Raw genomic sequence first — 18136 nt, 5'->3', positions numbered from 1 at the left:
ACCCGGATCTGCAAATGCCTGGCCTTCATCGTGACGGCTTTCTTGTCATACCAACCTTGGTACTGCTCCAAGCGATCCGTGATGTAGTCCTCCGGCGCTATCAAAGGCGGACTCGGCTCATCGGAGCCGGACTGGCCGGAGCCGAGACCTTCGGTGAGAGGCACGCCGCCAATTATCGACGAGGCGTCATGACCGCACCCGGCGATCAGGAAAGCCGACCACCGGTTCGCAGCCGCCGTGCACCGGACGAAATCGTTGCGCTCGACCCGGTTTCTGGCGGTACGGTCGCGAAGAGCATTGCGGTTCCCAGTACCGGGAGGGCGTCCGAGAGGGTTGAGCGGCTCCGCCGATTCTATGAATTTGCTTGCGAGACAGGGTATCTCGTGTCCGACACGACTCGGATCGAAGCTGGAGAGTGGGACTCGAGCCGAGCCCGTCGGCGCTATAGTCCCCGCACATCTGTATGGAGAGGACACCCGATGGCTCTTTCACTGCCCGTGACATACCTGGTGGGAAGCGCCAACGCGCCGACACGACAGATCGCGATGGAGAAATTCGGCACGATGTGGGAGTACCTGCCGTCATTTCCGGAGGGTGACACGGCTTTTCCCGGTTGGATCATGCCGAGGCTGCGCAGTACCTTCGCGCTTCCTGGAATGCGGAAGGTGAAGGACGGAAACATCGAGTTGGCGTATCCGGGGATGCCCGGTTACGAGTACACCGGCGAGCGTGAGCTCGAGATCCCGCCGGTGCTGCTCGGGTATTTCGACCAAGCCGAGGCGGCCAAGCCGATTCTGGAGCGCATGATCGAGGAACGCGGCAGCGGCAAGAGCTATCAGGCGTGCATTGTCGATCCGTACGATCACGCGTACTTCGCGCTGGGTGAGGCCGGACTCGAGCAGCATTACGAGTCGTTTCGGAAACCGGCGCTGGAAGAGATCTTCGCTATTCACCGGCTTTTCGATGGCGATGTGGTGTTCCAGCTCGAGAGTCCCGGTCGCATGTTGACGATCGAAGTGATCGAGTCGGCGCAGGAGCGGGCCGCGAAAGCCGTTGAGCTGGCTTCGGATCTCGCCGCGTTCGTGCGCCGGATGCCGGAGGGCGCCCGTGTCACGATCCATCTGTGCCGTGGCGACTGGGAGCACAGCACGTGGCTGAAGCAGATCAACGGGTTCGAGCCGGTTGTGCTCTTGGTCAACGCCATCGTGGCGGCATGGCCCGGGGGCAGGACGCTGCAGGGCATTCACATTCCGCTGGCAGCGGCCGACGTACTGCCGTTCGCCGACGTGGACAACCCCGATATCTATCAGCCGTTGGAACAGCTGACCGCCGACGCGACCATCTACGCAGGCATCGTGCACGAGCAGGCGAGTCCGGACCATATCCGTTCGGCCTTGACGCAAGCGCGGAAGTATTACCCACGTCCCTTCGGCGGGTTGAGCACATCGTGCGGTATGGCTCGGATGACCGAAGCGCAGATGGACCACGCACTGCGATTGCTGAGCGAATTGATGGTCACGACGACCGGTTGATCGGCCCGGACCAATGACGGGCGCATCGTCGACCAGACCTCGATTCAAGCGTGGGACGAATAGCCGAATAGCGCCTGTCAGTGCGACTCTGCGCTACGGCCGTGACGAAGTCGGGGTGCCTTCAGCGGTACTCCCACACCGCGCTCGGCATCGGCAAACCATCACACAGCAGCACCTGGGCCGCAACCCGTCGATCGCGCGCTTCGGAGGCCCGTGTGTCGCGGTGTGTCAGGATCCCCACCCGCCGTTGGGGTTTCGCTGACATGAGAGACCACATCAGTATTGCGGAGACGGAGGGATTTGAACCCCCGGTCGCTCTCGCGACGCTCGCTTTCAAGGCGAGTGCATTCGGCCGCTCTGCCACGTCTCCAGGCCAACGAGAGTACCCGTTGCCGTGCGCCGTCCACCGACGGGTTAGTCGGAGTTGCCTATCTCGTGGTCGACGCGGGCGAAGACCTCGCCGACTATCTCGAGTTGTTCGGGACCGAGTAGGTCGATGAAGTTGCGGCGGACCGCCTCGACGTGACCGGGGGCGGCGGCCTCCAACCGACGCATACCTTCCTCGGTGAGTTCGGCGAGTACGCCGCGGCCGTCCTCGAGGCAAGTATTGCGGCGGACCATCCGCTGGGTCTCCAGGCGGCGGATCTGATGGGTGAGCCGACTGCGCGAGGACAACACGCCGTCGGCCAGCTCGCTCATGCGCAACGAACGGTCGGGGGCCTCGGAGAGCAGGACGAGGATCCGATATTCGGCGAGGGTGAGATCTGAGTCGCGTTGCAGTTGACGGTTCAGTGCCGTCGCCAAGCGCTGGTTACCGTCCATGTAGGCCCGCCAGGCACGCTGCTGCGACGACGAGAGCCATTTCGGCTCGACGGGCGCGTGACTGCTCGGTTCTGGAATCACGAGTTCCATTCTATGCGCGCCTGAACTGCGCAAACGCCCAGCCCAGGGGTCCAGCGAAAGACCTGGACACACGATTAATCAAATTCTGAATTACGGCCCGATGATCGGGCGGGTCAGCGGATTGTCGCGATCGACGAACGGTCGAGCTCGGTTGGATTCGCGCATCCGGACAGGCCCATGACGGAGTCGAAGTCCGCGAGCAGAACGCGCAGCGCGTGCCGCACACCCGCTCGGCCCGCGATGCCGAGACCGTATGCCCATGGGCGGCCGTAGAGCACCGCCTTCGCGCCGAGTGCCAGCGCTGTGAGCATGTCCGAACCGGTGCGGATGCCCGAGTCGAACAGGATGTCCGCGCGGTCGCCGACGGTGGCGACCACGGCGGGGAGGGCATCGAGTGCGGCAATGGCACCGTCGACCTGGCGGCCGCCGTGGTTGCTGACGACCACCGCGTCAGCACCCGCGTCGACGACTTGACGGGCGTCGTCCGGATGCAGGACGCCCTTGACGGCGATCGGCAGATCGGTCCACCCGCGGAGGTGGGCGAGGTCGGCGGGGCGCAGGGCGTGGTTGCCGAAAAGGCCGCTCCAGGTGAGGATCGCGGCTCGCATCGCATCCGCGCTCTCTTCGGGTGGCGCCGAGAGCTTCGCGCGGAAGACCGGATCCGATAGATAGTTGACAATGCCCTTGCCGTGCAGGAACGGCAGATGTGCGAGCTCGAGATCGCGGGGTCGCCAGCCGAGGCTCGGGGTGTCGACGGTGACGACAATGGCCGACGCACCCGCCCGTTCCGCGCGCTCGACGAAGGATCTGGCCAGCTCGTTATCGGCGGGCCAGTACAGCTGATACCACCAGCTTCCGGCCGCCGCGCCGACATCCTCGATGGTGGACGAGGCCGCCGTCGAGAGCACGGTACCGACGCCGAGTTCCTTCGTGACCTCCGCGACCATCACCTCACCACCCTCGTGCAGCAGCTCCAGCACCCCGACCGGCGCGGTCAGCACCGGCGCGGCCAGTCGCGTCCCGAGCACCTCCACCGACAGATCGCGCGCACCCGGCCCCGAGGTGCCGCGCAGCATCCGCGGCACGATCCGGTGGCGGTCGAATGCGGACCGATTGGCTGCCGCCGTCCGCTCCCCGGACGCACTCCCCGCGACATACGCGAAGGCCTCCTTGCTCAGCGCCTCGCGCGCCCGGTCCTCCAAACCCGCAGCCGTCAACGGCAATTCGGGTACCGCGCCACCGAGTCCAGCCAAGTAGATCTCGTTCTGGAAGTCGACAAAGCTGCTCACGGCGGGAACGCTAGTCCCCCGCCCGCATCCCCGCAGGCAGCTCGGCATATTGCTGCCGCCGACGCCAATCGTCCCAGCGGGACCGACGACCGGCACTCGGGTGAGCCGCACACTCAGGCGCTGCCGGACTTCTGCTGCGTGCCTGTTCTCGGGCGGCGGTTCTGCGGTGTTGTTATGGCAGCGCGAGTCATCAGGGCTGAACCTGGGCACTACCTGCCCGCGCGTGCGGCGCTTATGGGAGCCGCATACCCGATACACGGGATGTGTGCTCGCGAGGATGGGTGGATGGGGGCAGGATGAAGCGATGCGCGCTATCGAATTGAACGGGTTCGGGGGACCCGAGGTGATGGAGTGGGGCGAGGCGGCGGATCCGGTGCCGGGGCATGGGGAGGTGCTGATCGACGTTGCCGCGGCGGGGGTCAATCGCGCGGATCTACTGCAGCGAAGGGGGTTCTATCCGCCGCCGCCCGGGGCCAGTGAGGTCTTGGGGTTGGAATGTTCGGGGGTCATCGCCGAAGTCGGTGACGGGGTGCGGGATTGGCATGTCGGCGATCGGGTTTGTGCGCTGCTGTCCGGCGGCGGGTATGCGGAAAAGGTCGTGGTTGCCGCGACGCAGGTGCTGCCGGTGCCCGACGGGCTCGACCTGGGTGCGGCCGCCGCGCTGCCCGAGGCGGCTGCGACGGTGTGGTCGAACCTCGCGATGACCGCCGGGCTGGACGCGGGGCAGTTGGTGCTGATCCATGGCGGCGGCAGCGGAATCGGGACGCACGCTATCCAAGTCGCGGTGAGCCAGGGCGCGCGTGTGGCGGTGACCGCGGGCTCGGCGGAGAAGCTGAAGCGGTGCCGTGAATTGGGCGCGAGCGTTCTGATCAATTACCGCGAGGACGATTTCGTCGCCGCGATCCGCGCCGAGAACGGTGCGGGCGGCCCCGGCGCCGACATCATCCTCGACATCATGGGCGCCGCCTACCTGTCACGAAACGTCGAGGCGCTGGCACCGCACGGCCGACTCGTGGTGATCGGCATGCAGGGCGGCGTCACCGCCGAGCTGAATCTCGGTGCGCTGCTGTCCAAATGGGGCACCGTCCACGCCAACAACGTCCGCAACCGCCCCACCACCGGCCCCGAAAGCAAGGCCACCATCATCGCCGAACTTCGCCGCCACATTTGGCCCCTCATCGCAGACGGCACCATCGCCCCGGTCATCCACGCCGAACTCCCGATCACCGAAGCCGCCGAGGCCCACCGCCTCCTGGACTCCTCCGAAACCTTCGGCAAGGTGGTCCTGAACGTCCGGGACGCCTGAACGATGGCCCGAAAGCAGCCGCAGCTCCGCTGAGCAACACCTCTGCCCCGCACTGCTTCGAGGATGGCGGGGCTTGTGCGTGCAGGGGTGTCCACACCAGTGAGCCTGCGGAAGTGCTCATGAATTGGGCTGTGTCAGGCCAGAATTGATGGATGACTGAGCTCGCGTTGACGGCGGATCGGCGGGACGAGCTGGCGGCGTTGCTCGGTGATGAGGAGCGGCTTCGCGGCGAGTACCCGAAGGTGGCGGAGTACTTGGATACCGCGCCCATGCTGTCGGGGACCGGGGATGATCGGGCCGACGCCGCGTTCGACTTGCGGTTCGTGCACTACATGACCGGTGGCCGGTCGGTCAGCGCGAATCCGTACTGGGAGATCGTCGCGCCCTCGGTGTTCGAGTACGAAGGCCGTCGCGTGGTGAACGGTGGTCGAGCAAAGGGCAGTGCGCGTCTGGGGTTCGCCCAGACAATCTTGCAGGCCGCCTACGCATACGCCATCCCTTCTCCGCAGACGGTCGAGTGGGTGGCTCAGTTCTGCGATGGCCGCAAGGTGGTCGAACTGGGTGCCGGGCGCGGCTATTGGGCGGCCCAGCTGACCCAGGCGGGAGTTGGCGTCGGCGCGTACGACTCAGCACCACCGGACAAGACGGAGAATGTGTCGTTTCTCGGTGCGGCCGGTCAGTCGGACGTATGGCATGGCGTCGGGGATCTCGATGAGTTCGTAGCGCGTCCGAGCCACGGCTGGGATGACGTGCTGTTGCTCTGCTGGCCACCTGGCTGGGGCGACACGATGGCGTCCGACGCGCTTGCCGCATTCGAGGCCGCAGGTGGCGAACGGCTGGTCTACATCGGAGAGTCGAAAGGCGGAAAGACCGCTGATGCCGCATTCTTCGATGGGCTCGCCGCGCGCTGGGAACTGAAATCCGAAGATGCGCAGTTCGTTTCGTGGTGGAACCTGGCCGACCGCGCCCAGGGGTGGGTTCGTGCCTGATTTCCGCCCGCAGCTGCATGATCTCGGAATTCCCGCGCCACGCTGTCATTCACGATGGGCATGGACGCGGTGACCGGGCGACACGCGCGATTATTCCGATACCAGCCACCGCAATCGCCGACCAGGTCGCCCAGTTGCTGAAGAATTGTCCTGCGGTGTAGGCCAGGGTGCGATGGACCAGGATTTTCAGCGAGATGTCGTGGTTGATGACATGCCCATCGCTGAGGGGAACCTCCAGATGTGCGGTCAGCAGCAGCGCTGATGTCGGGTGTTTGGGCCGTACAAGCCATGTCCACAACATCTGAATGTCGCTGCGGGTCGACACGCTTACCGCGTCAGAAGGCGTGGCTTCGGCATCGGACGTGTCCACCAGCAGTGTCGCCCGCACCGTTGGCCCGACCTCGACGGTGCCCCCCGCGGTCGGCGATGTGTCCGGAAGCAGTTCCGACAGCTTGTCGTCGAGAGCGGCACTACGACCGAGTTGCAGCCCGATCCGCTGCGTGCGGTTCACATCCATGGACTGCGGCGCATGCCATGTAGCCGACGCATCGATCAACGTCTGCGCCTGAGCGTCGATCTCTTCGAACGCTCCTTGGGCACGGGGCGGCAGTGGGGCAGCGGTGCGCGGCCGCGACGTTCTGGCGGCGCTGGTGGCGGCGCCTGGCGGCAATTCGTCGACGGTGCTCGACGGGGAGGAATCCGGTGCATTACCGGACTCAGTGCAGTCGACAACGACCGACACCATCACGGCAACGAGAACTGCTGGTAGGAGGACGGTAGCCGAGCCGGTGGTTGACGTCGGCCATGCTGGCCTGATCGTGGTGGCTGATCGAATGATCTCGCGCAGGACCCCAAGATCGATGCGGCCGAGCAGCTCCCAGGGGACGAGGGATGCGTATCCAGCCGGGGCGAAGCCCTCCGGCCAGCCAGGGGGTCCGGCGGTGAAGCCTTCCGGGGTGAGGGTGTGGGGGGTTCCACCCCCACAAAACACTACGAAACGAGCAATGGCTCACGCTCTCGTGAGCATGAGCCATCCGCGAATGAAGTGCGCCCGAAGGGATTCGAACCCCTAACCTTCTGGTCCGTAGTCCCCGATCGAGCTACCAGCGAAAACACCATACCGCTGCGACCTCTCGCGCCGGTGGTCCCGCTTCCCCGGAGGGTGGGCGCGGCATGACCGACATCGAATTGCCCGATTGGGAACGCACGCTGAACGAGTGGGACTTTCTGCCTTCGCTCGACGAGGACACGATCGGCGACGTCGACTACCTCACCGCGAGGCTGCGCCACGCCCTCGACGACGCCGCCCGCCAGGGGGCTATTTGCCGAGCCCGCAACGACCTGCCGCATGCGGATGACATGGCCGATTCGATCGAGGCCTACTGGCTGCGTGATGCGATCGGCAAGTTGGTGACCGAGCTAGCAACCCACACGCGCACGGGCGCAGACATGTTCGCGATGCTGCGACGCCGCTATCTGGATATGTCGTGGACGCGCGAGCGTGACGGATTCATGGGCACGGTGCACCTGTTTTCCCTCACGCCCGATCCGGCAGCGGTCTGCGCGCGTGGCCTGCGCCTGCCCGAAATCGAGCCGATGAAGTCCGGGGCGCGGCGCTGGCGCGGTCGACTGGAGGGCCTGCAGGTCACCGTGTGCGACACCAGTATTCCGCGCGAGCTCTACATCACCGCCGAACAGGCGCAATGGGTACTGTCCTGCGGGCCCGAACTGCCGCGGATCTCATGGCGCCAAAACGGATACATCACCGGTGGACGTAACGCCGTGCTAGCTGGATGGATCAGTGAGGTCCTCGCTCCCGATCTCGCCGAACGGGCCGCTATAGCCCAGCATTGGACGACGGCCTTGAACCTCACCGAACAGCCTGCTCGCGGTGACGGGGTCCGTCGGTACGCCGGAGAGACCGACATTGGTCTTGTGCAGCTGTCCTGTGTCGCCGATCCTGATCGCTGGAACGCGAGCTACGACGAGGCTCGGACTCGCCTTGCGGTGAGCCAATGAGCGCCACGCACCAGGGCGATAGCCCGGACAAGGCGTTTCGGATGTGGGATCATCGTGCACGCGTTCTGATCGCCAGTTTTCGTCGATCGTGCATTCGCCATCTGGCGAATCGTGAATTCGCTAGGCAAGCCTCTCCTTTGGTATTCGCGTGGCTGTATGTCGTTGTTGCCCAAGAAATTAGCGGCAAGGTTGCTGCGGTCTGTTCGTGCTGTCATTACCTCTCTTTACGCGGTACGAAGTCCGGATTGACACGTCATGCGGTCGGAATTGCTGGGCAAAAACCGGCGGTGAGGTTGGGGGCGGATAATGCGCGCTAGAGTCCCGGCGAAGCGCTTGAATCGAGGAATGAAAATTCAAGTACCGCCCAGTTGGTGTGAGCCCCTACAACTTTTCGAGCTGCACTTACGTGCAGCAGGATTGTCCGAGAACACGATCGAGCGCCGTGTCGGCGACATGGAGCAGATCGCCCGCGAGGTCGGACCGGACGGCCCTATCACGATTACCGGCGATGCGCTGGTTCATTGGATGGGCAATCAGGTCTGGGCCACCGAAACCCGGCGCGGCAGAAGGAATTCGGCGCGTTCGTTCTGGCGGTGGGCATTAGCTGCCGGGGTGTGCACCGAGGATGCCTCGGCCGCGCTGCCGAAGATCGCCGCCGCCAAACCTCGTCCGCGCCCGGCACCGGACCGGATCTATCGGGGCGCACTGCAATCCGCTACCAAGCGCGTCCGGTTGATGCTGAGGCTCGCCGCGGAGCTCGGCCTGCGTCGCGCCGAGATCGCCGTCATACACGTGGGAAACGATCTGCTCGAGGACGATGAGGGTTTCTCCCTCGTCGTGCACGGCAAAGGCGGCAAGGTCGCTACCATGCCTGTGCCCGACGATCTCGGCCGCGAGATCGCCGCAGGCGCACCGGGACACTCGCCCGGCGAGGGCAATCCTCGCCACAGCTGGTTGTTCCCTGGTGCAGAGGACGGACATCTGTCACCGCGCTGGGTGGGCCGACTGTGTTCTACGGCGCTGCAGGCGTCGGCATTCGATGGCGAGGCTCCTTGGACGGTGCACAAGTTGCGGCATCGGTTCGGCACGCGGGCCCTCAAAGCAACGCATGACATTCTCGCCGTGCGAGATGCCATGCGGCACAGCAGCGTAGCGACCACGCAGGTTTATTGCGCGGTCGAGCGCGATGCCGTGCGAGAGGCGGTGAACGCTGCAGCCTGACCAACTGAATAGATGGAACGCCCCGGCCAGCTGGAATCTGGCCGGGGCGTTCTCATGTCTCGCTTGGCGAGAACCGGTACCAGTGTAGGCACTGGACGATCGATCAGCTTACGAATGACCCGGACATTCAGATGTCCTGGACATCGGAACACTACTGCTCGGTATCCGTCTCGCTGGTCCAGACCGGGCGCACAGGCGCGTCGCCGGTGTACGGCGATTCTCCCAGCGTATGAGCCCGCACCCGGCGCGAACCCGTGCGTGCCGTAGCGAGAATCGATGCCGCCTCGCGGCCGGTGAGACCAAGAGCGTCGGCCAATTCCAGTGGCACAGTCTCGCCGTCGCCGACGAGCTCGACGAGCAGCCGCGCGCGAGCCTGCTCGGCCGCGTGGATCTGCTCCTGAGCTTCCCGGAACATATCGGACCGCTCAGGGGCTCGGCCGCCTTCGCTGCGCGTGTTCGTCTCGCCGGTCGCCAGGAGAGCCGCACGGGCATCGGCGAGACGCGTCCTCACCTCCGCTATGCGGTCTGCACTCATACAGCCACGATATCCCGCGCGGCGAGGCGGTCGTCGAGCTCCCGTACCGCCCGCGAGCCTGCCCACGGCGAGAGCTCGCGGCGGCCGTCACGGATCGCCTTCGCCAGCCGCGGCGAACGGTTCTGTGCGGTCAGGTCGGCCGCGTCGCCTACGACGGCCGCGGCCTCGGCGATTTCGTCGAGCTGGATAAGCGACCGCTCGAGCTCGAGCAGCGACATAGCTCGGTCACGTGTGTATTGCAACGGTATGAGGGTGAGCGCCCGCCGCGTCGCCTCGGCCGCCGGAGCGGCCTCGCGCAGAATCGTCAGGCAGTTACCGCGGTAGGACTCGAACAGTGCGCCGCCGACGAAATAGGCGCGTGACTGCGATGGGTGGCACGGTTCGAGTCCGGCGATATCCTGGTCGGCCTCGTCCAGTGCGGTGAGGCACGCCGCGCGCTGGCCAGCCATCGCGGCGGCCTCGGCCGCACGGATCGCGACATAGGCGCGCAGCGGGCGGTCGATGCTCTGCGCGACCCAGGCCCGCGCGGCGACGGCGTAGTCGACGGCGACGCGTGGCTGCCGCTGCCATAGGGCGAGCTGGGAGAGATGGCACAGCATGTATGCGCCGAGGTCTGCGTCCTCGGCCTCGTGTGCGGTCTCGCGCGCCAGATTGTACAGGCGCGCTGCCGTCGCATACTCGCCTTCGTCCCATGCGAGGCATCCGGCGAATCCGGTCCATTCGGCATGCAGCGACAACACATCTGGGCGCAGTGCGGGCGGACAGTCGCGCAGCATCGCCTCGACGAGCTGCTGCTGAGCGATGACGAGGCCTTGCGCCGCGGGCGAGCCGAGCATGTCGTCCAGCTGCATTGCCGAATACAACGTATTGCGGATCACGGCGACTGCGGCGGCATCGGGGCGACCCGCACCGGACATCAACCACCGGGCGCGCTCGGCGTCGGCGACACCGAGCGTCGCGAGCCCACCAGCGCCAAGCGCCCCCACCTTCAATAGCTGTCGCCGGTCCACGTCGTTCTCCTCGGTCGGGCGCAGCCAATCGCGGAACGCGGCGACGACTTCGTCGGGTGCCTTCGACAGTGTCGTGTCGAGAGCAGCCTGATAGACGGGCCGAATTGCCCGACCGGCTTCCCAGTACCTGACCGTGCGTTTGTGCGCGCCTAACTTGGCTGCGAAATCTGCCTGACTCAGACGGAATGCGCTGCGCAGAGCTTTGCTTTCCGTGCCGGTCCAGTGCCTAACGCTAACCATGGTTTCCCCCATGACGTAGTGGTCGCGATCACTGTATCCCCGCAACGCCCCCACTGGTCCAGCGAAGCGCCCCCGAAGCGCCCCCACCCCCGGAACGAAGCTAGCCATGTCCGACGCCGGGAGATGCCGCACACGAGCCCCCTCATCCGGCAATCCGACCGCCATCTGAGCCGCCGCGGTTGGGTGGCCCCGGCGTCGGGCTCGATCCAGCGTCGAGCGAGACGGGGAGACAAGGGAATGCATGACGAATTGCCGCACCGGGCCGCGCTTGTCGGGCCACCCCGCCGGGTGCGATGCGATGTGCCAGGTGAGGTGATCGCGGCGTTCCGCGACGGCCTCAACGGATGGGACACCACCCTCGACCCGACCCCAGTGCCGAGCGCCGAAATCGAGCGCGCTCGACAGCACGCCCTCGCCGCGTGTGCGGCCCCAGAGCGCCCCGGTGGCGGGATGACCAATTGCCCGCCACCGGGTGCTACCCAAATCCGCGAGTTCTTGTCCCGAGGCGGGATCCGATCATGAGCCGGGATAGGTTGCGTACCAGCACATCCCCCGATGGCCGCCTGATCGCGCAATGGCACCTCGACGGGACAATGGCCCGAATCCACCAGGTACACAACGAGGATGACGCCGAACGTGGGCTGACTGCGTTCGATGCTGCCAACCTGCCAGACCTGGTCAAGGCCCGCGAGACGCACCCAGAGTACGAAGCGGTATGGGACGCCGTCCGGCACGACCGCTTGGCCGCGGTGTTCGCGGTAGCCGACCTCCCGGCGGCCAGCGCATGAACGACAGCGCTCGCGCGGTCGTAGCCGATCGAGCACCGACCGGTGTCGATCCGTCCAAGCCCAACGCCGCAAGGGTGTACAACTACCTGCTCGGCGGGAAAGACAACTACGAGATCGACCAGCGGGTCGCCGACCGGATGCTCGCAGTCGCGCCAGACACCAAAACGACGGCATGGTTCAGCCGCAAATTCCTCCTGCAAGCCGCGGAAGACGCCGCCGCAGCAGGGATCCAGCAGTTCATCGACATCGGCGCGGGTATCCCGATCTCACCCAACGTGCACGAGGCAGTGCAGAAGGTCGACCCGGCCGCGCGGGTGGTGATGATCGACTACGACCCGGTCGTGCACGCCCACACCAACGCGCTGCTCTCCGGTACGTCCGGCGTCGCCTCGGTGCTCGCTGATCTCCGTCGAACCGATGAGCTGATCGAGAGGGCGCGCACCGTCGGCGGTATCAACTGGGCGCAACCGGTCGCGATCCTGATGGTCGGTGTCCTGCACTTCATCATGGACGACGAGCACCCGGCCGAGATCGTTGCCTGCCTGCGGAATGCGATGGCGCCGGGCAGTGTCCTGGCCTTCACTCACGGCTCCGTGTACACCGATGGCGAACTCATGGCGCAGATGGACGGCGACACGTCCGGGACTACCGCTCAGTGCGTTTTCCGGACCGGTGAGGATATCGCCGCGTTCCTGGACGGCTTCGAGGAAGTCGACCCCGGTGTTGTGCCAGTGCAGGAATGGCTCGGTGACGACCTGCCACGCACGAGGTTGGTGATCCTGGGCGCCATTGGTCGGAAGCGTTGAATGCTGATGAGCGTTTGCGCCGCGCGGTCGGCGTGATCCGGACGGATCTCGCGGGCTCACGTCGACAGCGCTACGAGCTGAATATGCGCGGACTGGCCCGACGGCACCGATTCGACCTCGTCGAGCTCATTGTCATCGATGCCGAAACTACCTCGCCTACAGTGCAATTGCTGTGTGCGGTGCTGCGGTTCGGGGCGGTCGCCGTCATCGCGCCGAGCGTGGCTCATGTGCCGTGGCCGCGTGTCATCACCGAATTCGTAGACCTGTACGTCGTCGGCAGGTCGCGGACGTATCGCCGCGGGCACCGTTGGCACTGAATCGCGCCCGAAACGCCGAATACGCCCCGACCCGTAACAGGGTCGGGGCGTATCTGTATGAACCGACAACGTCTACAGCAGGGGAAACGCTATGCACCGAACCGCATTCGCTGTGCCCATCGCCGCCGCCAGCCTCGCGCTAGCCGCCTGCGGCGGCGCGGAAACTTCAGCGTCCGTAACCGCGACAGAGACAACGACCGTCGACCGTCTCGGCCCGAACGGACCCGTCGCCGCCGATGGTGTCTCGTGCGCTGATGTCGGGGGCGTGTTCGAGGCTCACGGCACGGACGGCCGGGGAAGCTGCATACCGGCTGATCAGCGCGCGCACTGCCATGTTCCGCCCGCACAGCAGGACGGCAACTACGTCGCCGAGCTGATGATGCAGCCGCCGTTTCCGAACGGGAAAATCAGCCGCGGTGAGCTGGTGATGCTCGACGGCGCGAGCAACGCCGATTGCTGGCATCTGCCAGCCGGATAATCACCTACCCGGACCGGTCCACACCGGCAGTCGTGGCAGCACGGTGATGCGCCGGAGTCGCCCGGGTACGCCTTGTCCAGCATGGCGGACGGTGGCGGTGTCGCGGGCGACCGCGGTATCGGTTGCGTGCACGGTGAGCCGGGCCGATTCGAGCGTGCCCGCGGTGTCCGTGGTCGGAATTCCGACGAGCACGATCGCGCTGTCGGTAGCGGTCGCGCTGTCGGTGGCGGGTTTGCCAATGGCGACGCTCGCAGTCTCGGTGCCGGTCGCGCTGTCGGTGGCGGGCGTTGTCGCGGTCACCGAGGCAGCATCGGTTGCCGTGGCGTTGTCGGTGACATTGGGTGCGACCCTGCCGGAATCGGCCGCGCTGCCGCTGTCGCTCGTCGGGGTGGCGACGGATACAAACGCCGAATCCGATGCCGCACCGGTGTCGGTCGCTGTCGTGGTGATCTGCGCGGCCTCGGCCGCGGTTGCGGTCTCGGAGACTTTCGGGGCGACGGCCGCCGATTCAGTTCCGGCCGCGGTGTCGCTGGCCGTCGGCGCAACCGAAGCGGTGTCGGTTGCGGTTGACGTCTCGGTGGCCGGTGTGCTGGCGACGATGGTTGTCGATTCGGTGCTGGTCGCGGTGTCGGTCGCTGCGTTGGTGATCGAGGCCGACTCTGTGTCGCTGGCGGTGTCGGAGCTGCTTATCGGTGTGGAAGCGGGGGGTGCGAGGATTCCGATCCAGGCGATTTCGGCCTCGAGGCCGTTATTGCTCGCTGGTGTCGTACCGGTGATCGAGGTGTTGCCGGTGGCGACCGTCGCGTTCGAGTCGGTCAGGGCGACGGCGTATTGCGTGTTGTGGTTCTCGGCGCGTCGGGTGTCGGTCGGGCTGAACGTGGTCCAGGCGCCCATCGATGAGAACACCGAATCGGCGGCGCCCCAACCCGCGATGCGCCAGCCGCCGGAGTTGGTGTTGTTGACCGTCGGCGTCGCCAAGGTCGACTGATTCGCGCCGGTCGCGTAGTTCTCGGCGAGCAAGGGTGTCGTTGTGTCGCAACCGGAGTAGCCAGAGCACACATTGAACGTCGCGCCAGTGAACGACCAGGATGTCGCCGCGCCGGTCGTCCACGCGAACGTCGCGACCACCATGCGAATGCTGCTGGTGTTGGACGCGGTGACGTTGCGGACCGTCGTCCAGCCCGACGGCACCGTGATCGTCGTGCCGGACGGCGCGATCACGATCGCGACGAGAATATCGCCGTTCGCGACGCCGGTAGGGGCTGTGACGGTCGTGGTGCCGCTTGTGGCGGTGCCGCGCAGCGCTATCGACATCCGATGCCCTTATCGGCTCGAATCACGCTGCGCGCCAACATCGGTCAGCTGATCGAGCAGGACGCTTGCAGCGTCCAGATAGCGCCGGATGCTTTGGTGCCCAAGCTCGCGATCTTGTGGTTGAACATGACTGGCGAGGTGCCGACGCTGGCGAGGGTGCCGCCCGCGGTGAGCGTGCCGGTCGCGATCGCGAGACACCACTCGTTCCAGGCGAAATTGGCGTTGCCGGTGCCGAATGTGCTGTTGCAGTTGATCGTTCCGCCCGACTGAGTTGGGTAGCTCGCATCCGCGCCCTGGTAGTAGGCGGTCGTGGTGGAACCGTTGCCGCCGAGCGCGGTGTCGCCGACGGCGGCCGCGGTGCTGCTGCTGCCGACGCCGATGATGGCCTGCGCGTTGTTGAACACCGCACCGCCAGCGCCCTCGAACAGGGAGGTGAGTCGGCCGAGGCCTGCCGTGGTGAGCAGGTTGCCGTCTTCGTGGTGGATGTCGTCGGGCGTGAAGCGCTTGAGCCCCACCAACTCCTCGATCTCGTGGCCGAGGGGCTCGCGACCGCCCATGTATCGGATCATGTCGCGCACCGTGGGCGGGGCGAACTTCACGATCGTGGCCGCTGCGTGCCAGCGGAAAACGTCGTCAGGCATGACGGAACTACCTCTCTACTGCTGGGTGACGGTGACCTGAAACGACCAGTCCTGTTGGTTACCGGCCGAGGTCGAAATGCGGTTGGTGACGAGATAGGTGGTCCCGAGCGCGCCACCGGCGACCAGGACGGTTGTCGTCGAGTCGGTGTGCGAGGCGCTGCTCAGCGTCAGCCCGGGAATGACGAGAAACTGCGAGGCGGTGATCGTCTCGCCGGGCGCGAGCACCTCGGACCAGTCGAACGTCCACGGGTAGATGTCGGTGGGCGACTTGGTAAAACCGTCATAGATGCTCGTGGTTTCGGGTATGGCGGGCGCGCCCAGCGGCAACCGCCAGCCATAGGCGCGGTACCGCTCGAGGTCGCCCGAGTCGATCATCATGCCTTGGGTGGGCATGCGGAAGCCGTCCGCGGCGAGCACGTCGCGGACGATGAGAACTGTTGTCACTGAGGGAGTTCGCCCTCTCTGATCAGCCGCACTGTGGATCCGCGATCGGATGGTCGGCGCGCTCGCGCTCGGCCTGCACAGCCCACGTGCGGTAGTCGAGAATCGCCTGCTGTGCGTGCGCGCGACTATCGGGCCCGGGATTGCTGATCGCGTCCGCGACAGTGCCCATCAGGTCATCGATATGGCGCTGGTTCTCCGTGGCGATCGCCGACCGCGCGACAAGTGACTGTTTGAAGTCCTCGTTGCATCCGGACTGGCGCGCGGTCTCCACACCGGCATACGCCACTGAAACCACACTGAGCAGCGCCACGACGACGAGCACCAGGGCTTGCTGCCGGTCGGTTTTCGGCAGTGCGGGAGCGTTGAACTTTTTGCCTGCCAACTTGTATTCTCGCCAGCTCAAACTGAGACCAGCGAGAAAACCGGTGCCAATGCAGCCGACGCCGAATAGACCTTGCCACAGAACGCTATTCATCCTCGGCCGCCTTCTTTTTCGGCTTGTCGGATCGCGAGGCCATATATCGAATTCCGCCGAGCAGGCCCAGCATTGTGCCCATTACCCCGTTGACGCCCGTGTTCGGTTGAAATCCGTGGATTATCAGCGGTGCCAACAAATTCGCCGACCACACGAACGACACGACGTATACGAGGACGGTCAGCGTTCGAGTTGATACGCCGTATTGCTGTCCAGACATTGACACCCTCCTCACAAGTCATGCCCCGGGCCGAGCCCCCGGAGTTACGTTCGACGAGGAAGGTCAACCGTCCTGATCGGATGGCGACGACGGCTCAGCCGCGAGCCACGGCGCCCAGGTGCTCAGCGCGGCATCAACGGCCGGTATCGCCATCACGCGAGTGATGACCGCCGAGATCGCCAGCGCCGCACCAACACCGGCGGTCGTCTCCGGCAGACCCGACGACGTGACGATGACCGGCATCATCGGTGCCGTGCCGACGACCAGCTGAAACGCGGTGCGTGCCACGGCATGCCATGGGTGGCGTACCTGGCTCGGTTGCACCGAGCCTGGTGGCTCGGGTGCGCTGTGTAGCCCCATCACTTACCTGCGGCGTCGCGGTGCTGTGCGGCGAGTGGGTCGATGGCCTTGCGCAGTTCGGCGATGCCCTCGAGCGCCGCGGCGACGGCGTCGACGAGCGTGCGGTGCGAGCCGTCCGGATTCTGGCCCAGCTGAGGCCATCCGGTGTACTGGCCCGGTTCGCGGGAGCCCTGTCCAGCGAGCTGCTCGCGGATATCGCCGAGCAGGATCTCGATATCAGCCATGTCGGTGCCTTTCTGTGTTTCCGGAGTGAGCGACCACTGCCCGTAGTCGCTGGTCATCGCCTCGTTGACGTCGCACATGACGCCGTCGACGTTCACCTGCGCGATGCGCTGGTGCAGGTTGATACGCGGGTCGATCTGGCCGCCCGACCATGCGTCGGTTTGCCAGGCCCACCGCGCGACACCGGCGTCGAGCGCCCGGGCGCACACCCAATAGCCGCCGTAGACGCCGACATTCGCGTCGCCGAGCACGCTCGCCGCGCCGCGTAGGTAGTCGTTGATCGGCTCCTGCTGCGCCTCAGTTGCGTCGAAATCGGCCGAGAAGTAGATCGGCCGGTCGGACCGTCCACCGCAAGCGAGCACCTGCGCGAGCGCGACCGTGGCGTCATAGACACCGGCCGCGTAGCCGTCGAGCATGCGCGCGGCGAATGTCTCCCAGTTCGAGACGATGTCGACATCGGCCGCGCGCAGCGCGTCGGCTTCCTCGGGTAGCAGCAACTTGCCGGGCAGGCCGGGGCCGCCCGACGAGAGGTAGCGGACAACGAAGTCGTATCCGGCGGTCTTGATCGCGGTCGCGGCGGGTCGCCCGCCTGCGTAGTCGAGTCCGAGAGTCATCCGGGCTCATCTCCTTTCGACTCGCCCTCCACAGCGGGAAGGCTCGGGATTCGTGGGTTGTGGCCGTTCGTGGCGTGCACCGCGTGCGCCCGGTCGTGGCCAGCGACGAAACCGCGGGCCCAATCAGCCGAGCCGGTGTCGTCGGGGTTGTAGGTGATCGAGGTCGGACATTGCGCGCACTGCCAGATTTGGGACATCGGCGTCTCTCCAGTCAGCTGTAGTGAGTGGTGATCGCCAGTTGTGGGCCGCCGCCGCTGGCACCGTTGCCGTTGAACGCGAACGTGTTGAAGCCACCGCCGCCGCCTCCACCGCCGCCGGGAAAGCCGCCAGCACCACCGTTGCCGCCGGAGGTGCCCGCGGTCTGTCCGCATGCGCCACCGCCGCCACCAGAGGCGGGTCCGCGCAGCGGCGAC

25 protein-coding genes and 1 tRNA gene are annotated in these 18136 nt (G+C 65.9%); 11 read left to right on the top strand and 15 right to left on the bottom strand.

Annotation, left to right across the window (positions count from 1 at the left end; all coding sequences use genetic code 11):
* The first annotated feature begins 479 nt into the window (after window positions 1–479).
* Entirely contained in the window at window positions 480–1532 is a 1053-nt protein-coding gene (locus NP3_RS09415) for a uroporphyrinogen decarboxylase/cobalamine-independent methonine synthase family protein (protein ID WP_157124221.1), read from the top strand.
* A 285-nt stretch (window positions 1533–1817) separates the two neighbouring features.
* Here the strand turns inward: NP3_RS09415 and NP3_RS09410 are convergent.
* The 3 genes from NP3_RS09410 to NP3_RS09400 form a co-directional block, all read right to left on the bottom strand.
* A tRNA-Ser gene (locus NP3_RS09410) sits at window positions 1818–1902 on the bottom strand.
* A 44-nt stretch (window positions 1903–1946) separates the two neighbouring features.
* Window positions 1947–2354, bottom strand: coding sequence for a MarR family winged helix-turn-helix transcriptional regulator (locus NP3_RS09405; RefSeq protein ID WP_306306451.1), 408 nt, complete (start codon window positions 2352–2354; stop codon window positions 1947–1949).
* A 194-nt stretch (window positions 2355–2548) separates the two neighbouring features.
* Window positions 2549–3724 (bottom strand): lactate 2-monooxygenase, encoded by a 1176-nt coding sequence (locus tag NP3_RS09400; protein WP_245720866.1) that lies wholly within the window; start codon window positions 3722–3724, stop codon window positions 2549–2551.
* A 304-nt stretch (window positions 3725–4028) separates the two neighbouring features.
* On the opposite strand from NP3_RS09400, the gene NP3_RS09395 reads away from it, so the two are divergent.
* Window positions 4029–5030 carry an NAD(P)H-quinone oxidoreductase gene (locus tag NP3_RS09395; RefSeq protein WP_063039770.1) on the top strand — a complete coding sequence of 334 codons (1002 nt, stop codon included), beginning with the start codon at window positions 4029–4031 and terminating at the stop codon, window positions 5028–5030.
* Between the two features lie 152 nt (window positions 5031–5182).
* A complete protein-coding gene (locus tag NP3_RS09390) occupies window positions 5183–6019 on the top strand; it encodes a hypothetical protein (RefSeq protein ID WP_063039763.1) in 837 nt (278 codons plus the stop codon).
* A 49-nt stretch (window positions 6020–6068) separates the two neighbouring features.
* Here the strand turns inward: NP3_RS09390 and NP3_RS09385 are convergent, their stop codons facing one another.
* Window positions 6069–6764, bottom strand: a complete 696-nt coding sequence (locus NP3_RS09385) for a hypothetical protein (RefSeq protein ID WP_063039761.1) — start codon at window positions 6762–6764, stop codon at window positions 6069–6071.
* A gap of 428 nt (window positions 6765–7192) precedes the next feature.
* Between NP3_RS09385 and NP3_RS09380 the strand changes: the two genes are divergently transcribed.
* Together NP3_RS09380 and NP3_RS09375 are read left to right on the top strand one after the other, a co-directional pair.
* A complete protein-coding gene (locus NP3_RS09380) occupies window positions 7193–8038 on the top strand; it encodes a hypothetical protein (protein WP_063039759.1) in 846 nt (281 codons plus the stop codon).
* Between the two features lie 417 nt (window positions 8039–8455).
* Complete coding sequence (locus NP3_RS09375) at window positions 8456–9259, top strand: tyrosine-type recombinase/integrase (RefSeq protein WP_245720865.1); 804 nt, start codon at window positions 8456–8458, stop codon at window positions 9257–9259.
* A gap of 151 nt (window positions 9260–9410) precedes the next feature.
* On the opposite strand, the gene NP3_RS09370 is transcribed toward NP3_RS09375, so the two are convergent.
* Window positions 9411–9794, bottom strand: coding sequence for a hypothetical protein (locus NP3_RS09370; protein WP_157124220.1), 384 nt, complete (start codon window positions 9792–9794; stop codon window positions 9411–9413).
* Complete coding sequence (locus NP3_RS09365; protein ID WP_157124219.1) at window positions 9791–11044, bottom strand: helix-turn-helix domain-containing protein; 1254 nt, start codon at window positions 11042–11044, stop codon at window positions 9791–9793. Before NP3_RS09365 ends, NP3_RS09370 begins: the two co-directional genes overlap by 4 nt.
* A 237-nt stretch (window positions 11045–11281) precedes the next feature.
* On the opposite strand from NP3_RS09365, the gene NP3_RS47780 reads away from it, so the two are divergent.
* The 5 genes from NP3_RS47780 to NP3_RS09345 all read left to right on the top strand — a co-directional run bounded on the left by NP3_RS47780 (window position 11282) and on the right by NP3_RS09345 (window position 13433).
* A complete protein-coding gene (locus NP3_RS47780; RefSeq protein WP_157124218.1) occupies window positions 11282–11566 on the top strand; it encodes a hypothetical protein in 285 nt (94 codons plus the stop codon).
* Window positions 11563–11832 (top strand): hypothetical protein, encoded by a 270-nt coding sequence (locus NP3_RS09360; RefSeq protein ID WP_063039752.1) that lies wholly within the window; start codon window positions 11563–11565, stop codon window positions 11830–11832. Before NP3_RS47780 ends, NP3_RS09360 begins: the two co-directional genes overlap by 4 nt.
* Complete coding sequence (locus NP3_RS09355; protein WP_063039750.1) at window positions 11829–12638, top strand: SAM-dependent methyltransferase; 810 nt, start codon at window positions 11829–11831, stop codon at window positions 12636–12638. Before NP3_RS09360 ends, NP3_RS09355 begins: the two co-directional genes overlap by 4 nt.
* Entirely contained in the window at window positions 12635–12955 is a 321-nt protein-coding gene (locus NP3_RS09350) for a hypothetical protein (protein WP_157124217.1), read from the top strand. The genes NP3_RS09355 and NP3_RS09350 overlap by 4 nt, the downstream gene beginning before the upstream one ends.
* A 112-nt stretch (window positions 12956–13067) precedes the next feature.
* Entirely contained in the window at window positions 13068–13433 is a 366-nt protein-coding gene (locus NP3_RS09345) for a hypothetical protein (protein ID WP_157124216.1), read from the top strand.
* On the opposite strand, the gene NP3_RS09340 is transcribed toward NP3_RS09345, so the two are convergent.
* Window positions 13434–14453, bottom strand: coding sequence for a hypothetical protein (locus NP3_RS09340; RefSeq protein ID WP_157124215.1), 1020 nt, complete (start codon window positions 14451–14453; stop codon window positions 13434–13436).
* A gap of 55 nt (window positions 14454–14508) precedes the next feature.
* On the opposite strand from NP3_RS09340, the gene NP3_RS49790 reads away from it, so the two are divergent.
* Entirely contained in the window at window positions 14509–14799 is a 291-nt protein-coding gene (locus NP3_RS49790; protein WP_157124214.1) for a hypothetical protein, read from the top strand.
* Here the strand turns inward: NP3_RS49790 and NP3_RS09335 are convergent.
* The 8 genes from NP3_RS09335 to NP3_RS48990 form a co-directional block, all read right to left on the bottom strand.
* Window positions 14792–15388, bottom strand: a complete 597-nt coding sequence (locus tag NP3_RS09335; protein ID WP_063039743.1) for a hypothetical protein — start codon at window positions 15386–15388, stop codon at window positions 14792–14794. The genes NP3_RS49790 and NP3_RS09335 overlap by 8 nt on opposite strands.
* Before the next feature lie 15 nt (window positions 15389–15403).
* On the bottom strand, window positions 15404–15805 hold the full coding sequence (locus NP3_RS09330) for a phage fiber-tail adaptor protein (RefSeq protein ID WP_157124213.1): 402 nt from the start codon (window positions 15803–15805) through the stop codon (window positions 15404–15406).
* Window positions 15806–15854: 49 nt separating this feature from the next.
* Window positions 15855–16307, bottom strand: a complete 453-nt coding sequence (locus NP3_RS09325; RefSeq protein WP_063039739.1) for a hypothetical protein — start codon at window positions 16305–16307, stop codon at window positions 15855–15857.
* Window positions 16300–16527 (bottom strand): hypothetical protein, encoded by a 228-nt coding sequence (locus NP3_RS47770; protein WP_157124212.1) that lies wholly within the window; start codon window positions 16525–16527, stop codon window positions 16300–16302. Before NP3_RS47770 ends, NP3_RS09325 begins: the two co-directional genes overlap by 8 nt.
* A 63-nt stretch (window positions 16528–16590) precedes the next feature.
* The gene (locus NP3_RS09320; protein WP_063039737.1) at window positions 16591–16815 is read right to left on the bottom strand and encodes a hypothetical protein; all 225 of its coding nucleotides are present in this window, start codon (window positions 16813–16815) and stop codon (window positions 16591–16593) included.
* A 71-nt stretch (window positions 16816–16886) separates the two neighbouring features.
* Window positions 16887–17723: a DUF1906 domain-containing protein gene (locus NP3_RS09315; protein WP_063039735.1), complete on the bottom strand. Its 837-nt coding sequence runs from the start codon at window positions 17721–17723 to the stop codon at window positions 16887–16889.
* Window positions 17720–17920: a hypothetical protein gene (locus tag NP3_RS47765; protein ID WP_157124211.1), complete on the bottom strand. Its 201-nt coding sequence runs from the start codon at window positions 17918–17920 to the stop codon at window positions 17720–17722. Before NP3_RS47765 ends, NP3_RS09315 begins: the two co-directional genes overlap by 4 nt.
* Before the next feature lie 14 nt (window positions 17921–17934).
* On the bottom strand, window positions 17935–18136 hold a 202-nt coding region (locus NP3_RS48990), incomplete at its 5' end, for a hypothetical protein (protein ID WP_176582817.1).

The sequence above is a fragment of the Nocardia pseudovaccinii NBRC 100343 genome, from assembly GCF_001613225.1.
In the GTDB taxonomy this organism is placed as follows: domain Bacteria; phylum Actinomycetota; class Actinomycetes; order Mycobacteriales; family Mycobacteriaceae; genus Nocardia; species Nocardia pseudovaccinii.
The sequence above is the reverse complement of the archived record's forward strand: the minus strand, read 5'-3'. Positions and strand labels throughout refer to the sequence as shown.

Bases quoted from the DNA above. Each gene is read 5' to 3' on its own strand.
- NP3_RS09355 (WP_063039750.1), top strand. From the start codon at position 11,829: ATGAACGACAGCGCTCGCGCGGTCGTAGCCGATCGAGCACCGACCGGT.
- NP3_RS09380 (WP_063039759.1), top strand. From the start codon at position 7,193: ATGACCGACATCGAATTGCCCGATTGGGAACGCACGCTGAACGAGTGG.
- NP3_RS09315 (WP_063039735.1), bottom strand. From the start codon at position 17,723: ATGACTCTCGGACTCGACTACGCAGGCGGGCGACCCGCCGCGACCGCG.
- NP3_RS47780 (WP_157124218.1), top strand. From the start codon at position 11,282: ATGCATGACGAATTGCCGCACCGGGCCGCGCTTGTCGGGCCACCCCGC.
- NP3_RS09390 (WP_063039763.1), top strand. From the start codon at position 5,183: ATGACTGAGCTCGCGTTGACGGCGGATCGGCGGGACGAGCTGGCGGCG.
- NP3_RS09395 (WP_063039770.1), top strand. From the start codon at position 4,029: ATGCGCGCTATCGAATTGAACGGGTTCGGGGGACCCGAGGTGATGGAG.
- NP3_RS09370 (WP_157124220.1), bottom strand. From the start codon at position 9,794: ATGAGTGCAGACCGCATAGCGGAGGTGAGGACGCGTCTCGCCGATGCC.
- NP3_RS47770 (WP_157124212.1), bottom strand. From the start codon at position 16,527: ATGTCTGGACAGCAATACGGCGTATCAACTCGAACGCTGACCGTCCTC.
- NP3_RS09405 (WP_306306451.1), bottom strand. From the start codon at position 2,354: ATGGACGGTAACCAGCGCTTGGCGACGGCACTGAACCGTCAACTGCAA.
- NP3_RS09385 (WP_063039761.1), bottom strand. From the start codon at position 6,764: ATGGTGTCGGTCGTTGTCGACTGCACTGAGTCCGGTAATGCACCGGAT.
- NP3_RS09335 (WP_063039743.1), bottom strand. From the start codon at position 15,388: ATGCCTGACGACGTTTTCCGCTGGCACGCAGCGGCCACGATCGTGAAG.
- NP3_RS09325 (WP_063039739.1), bottom strand. From the start codon at position 16,307: ATGAATAGCGTTCTGTGGCAAGGTCTATTCGGCGTCGGCTGCATTGGC.
- NP3_RS09415 (WP_157124221.1), top strand. From the start codon at position 480: ATGGCTCTTTCACTGCCCGTGACATACCTGGTGGGAAGCGCCAACGCG.
- NP3_RS47765 (WP_157124211.1), bottom strand. From the start codon at position 17,920: ATGTCCCAAATCTGGCAGTGCGCGCAATGTCCGACCTCGATCACCTAC.
- NP3_RS09360 (WP_063039752.1), top strand. From the start codon at position 11,563: ATGAGCCGGGATAGGTTGCGTACCAGCACATCCCCCGATGGCCGCCTG.
- NP3_RS09365 (WP_157124219.1), bottom strand. From the start codon at position 11,044: ATGGTTAGCGTTAGGCACTGGACCGGCACGGAAAGCAAAGCTCTGCGC.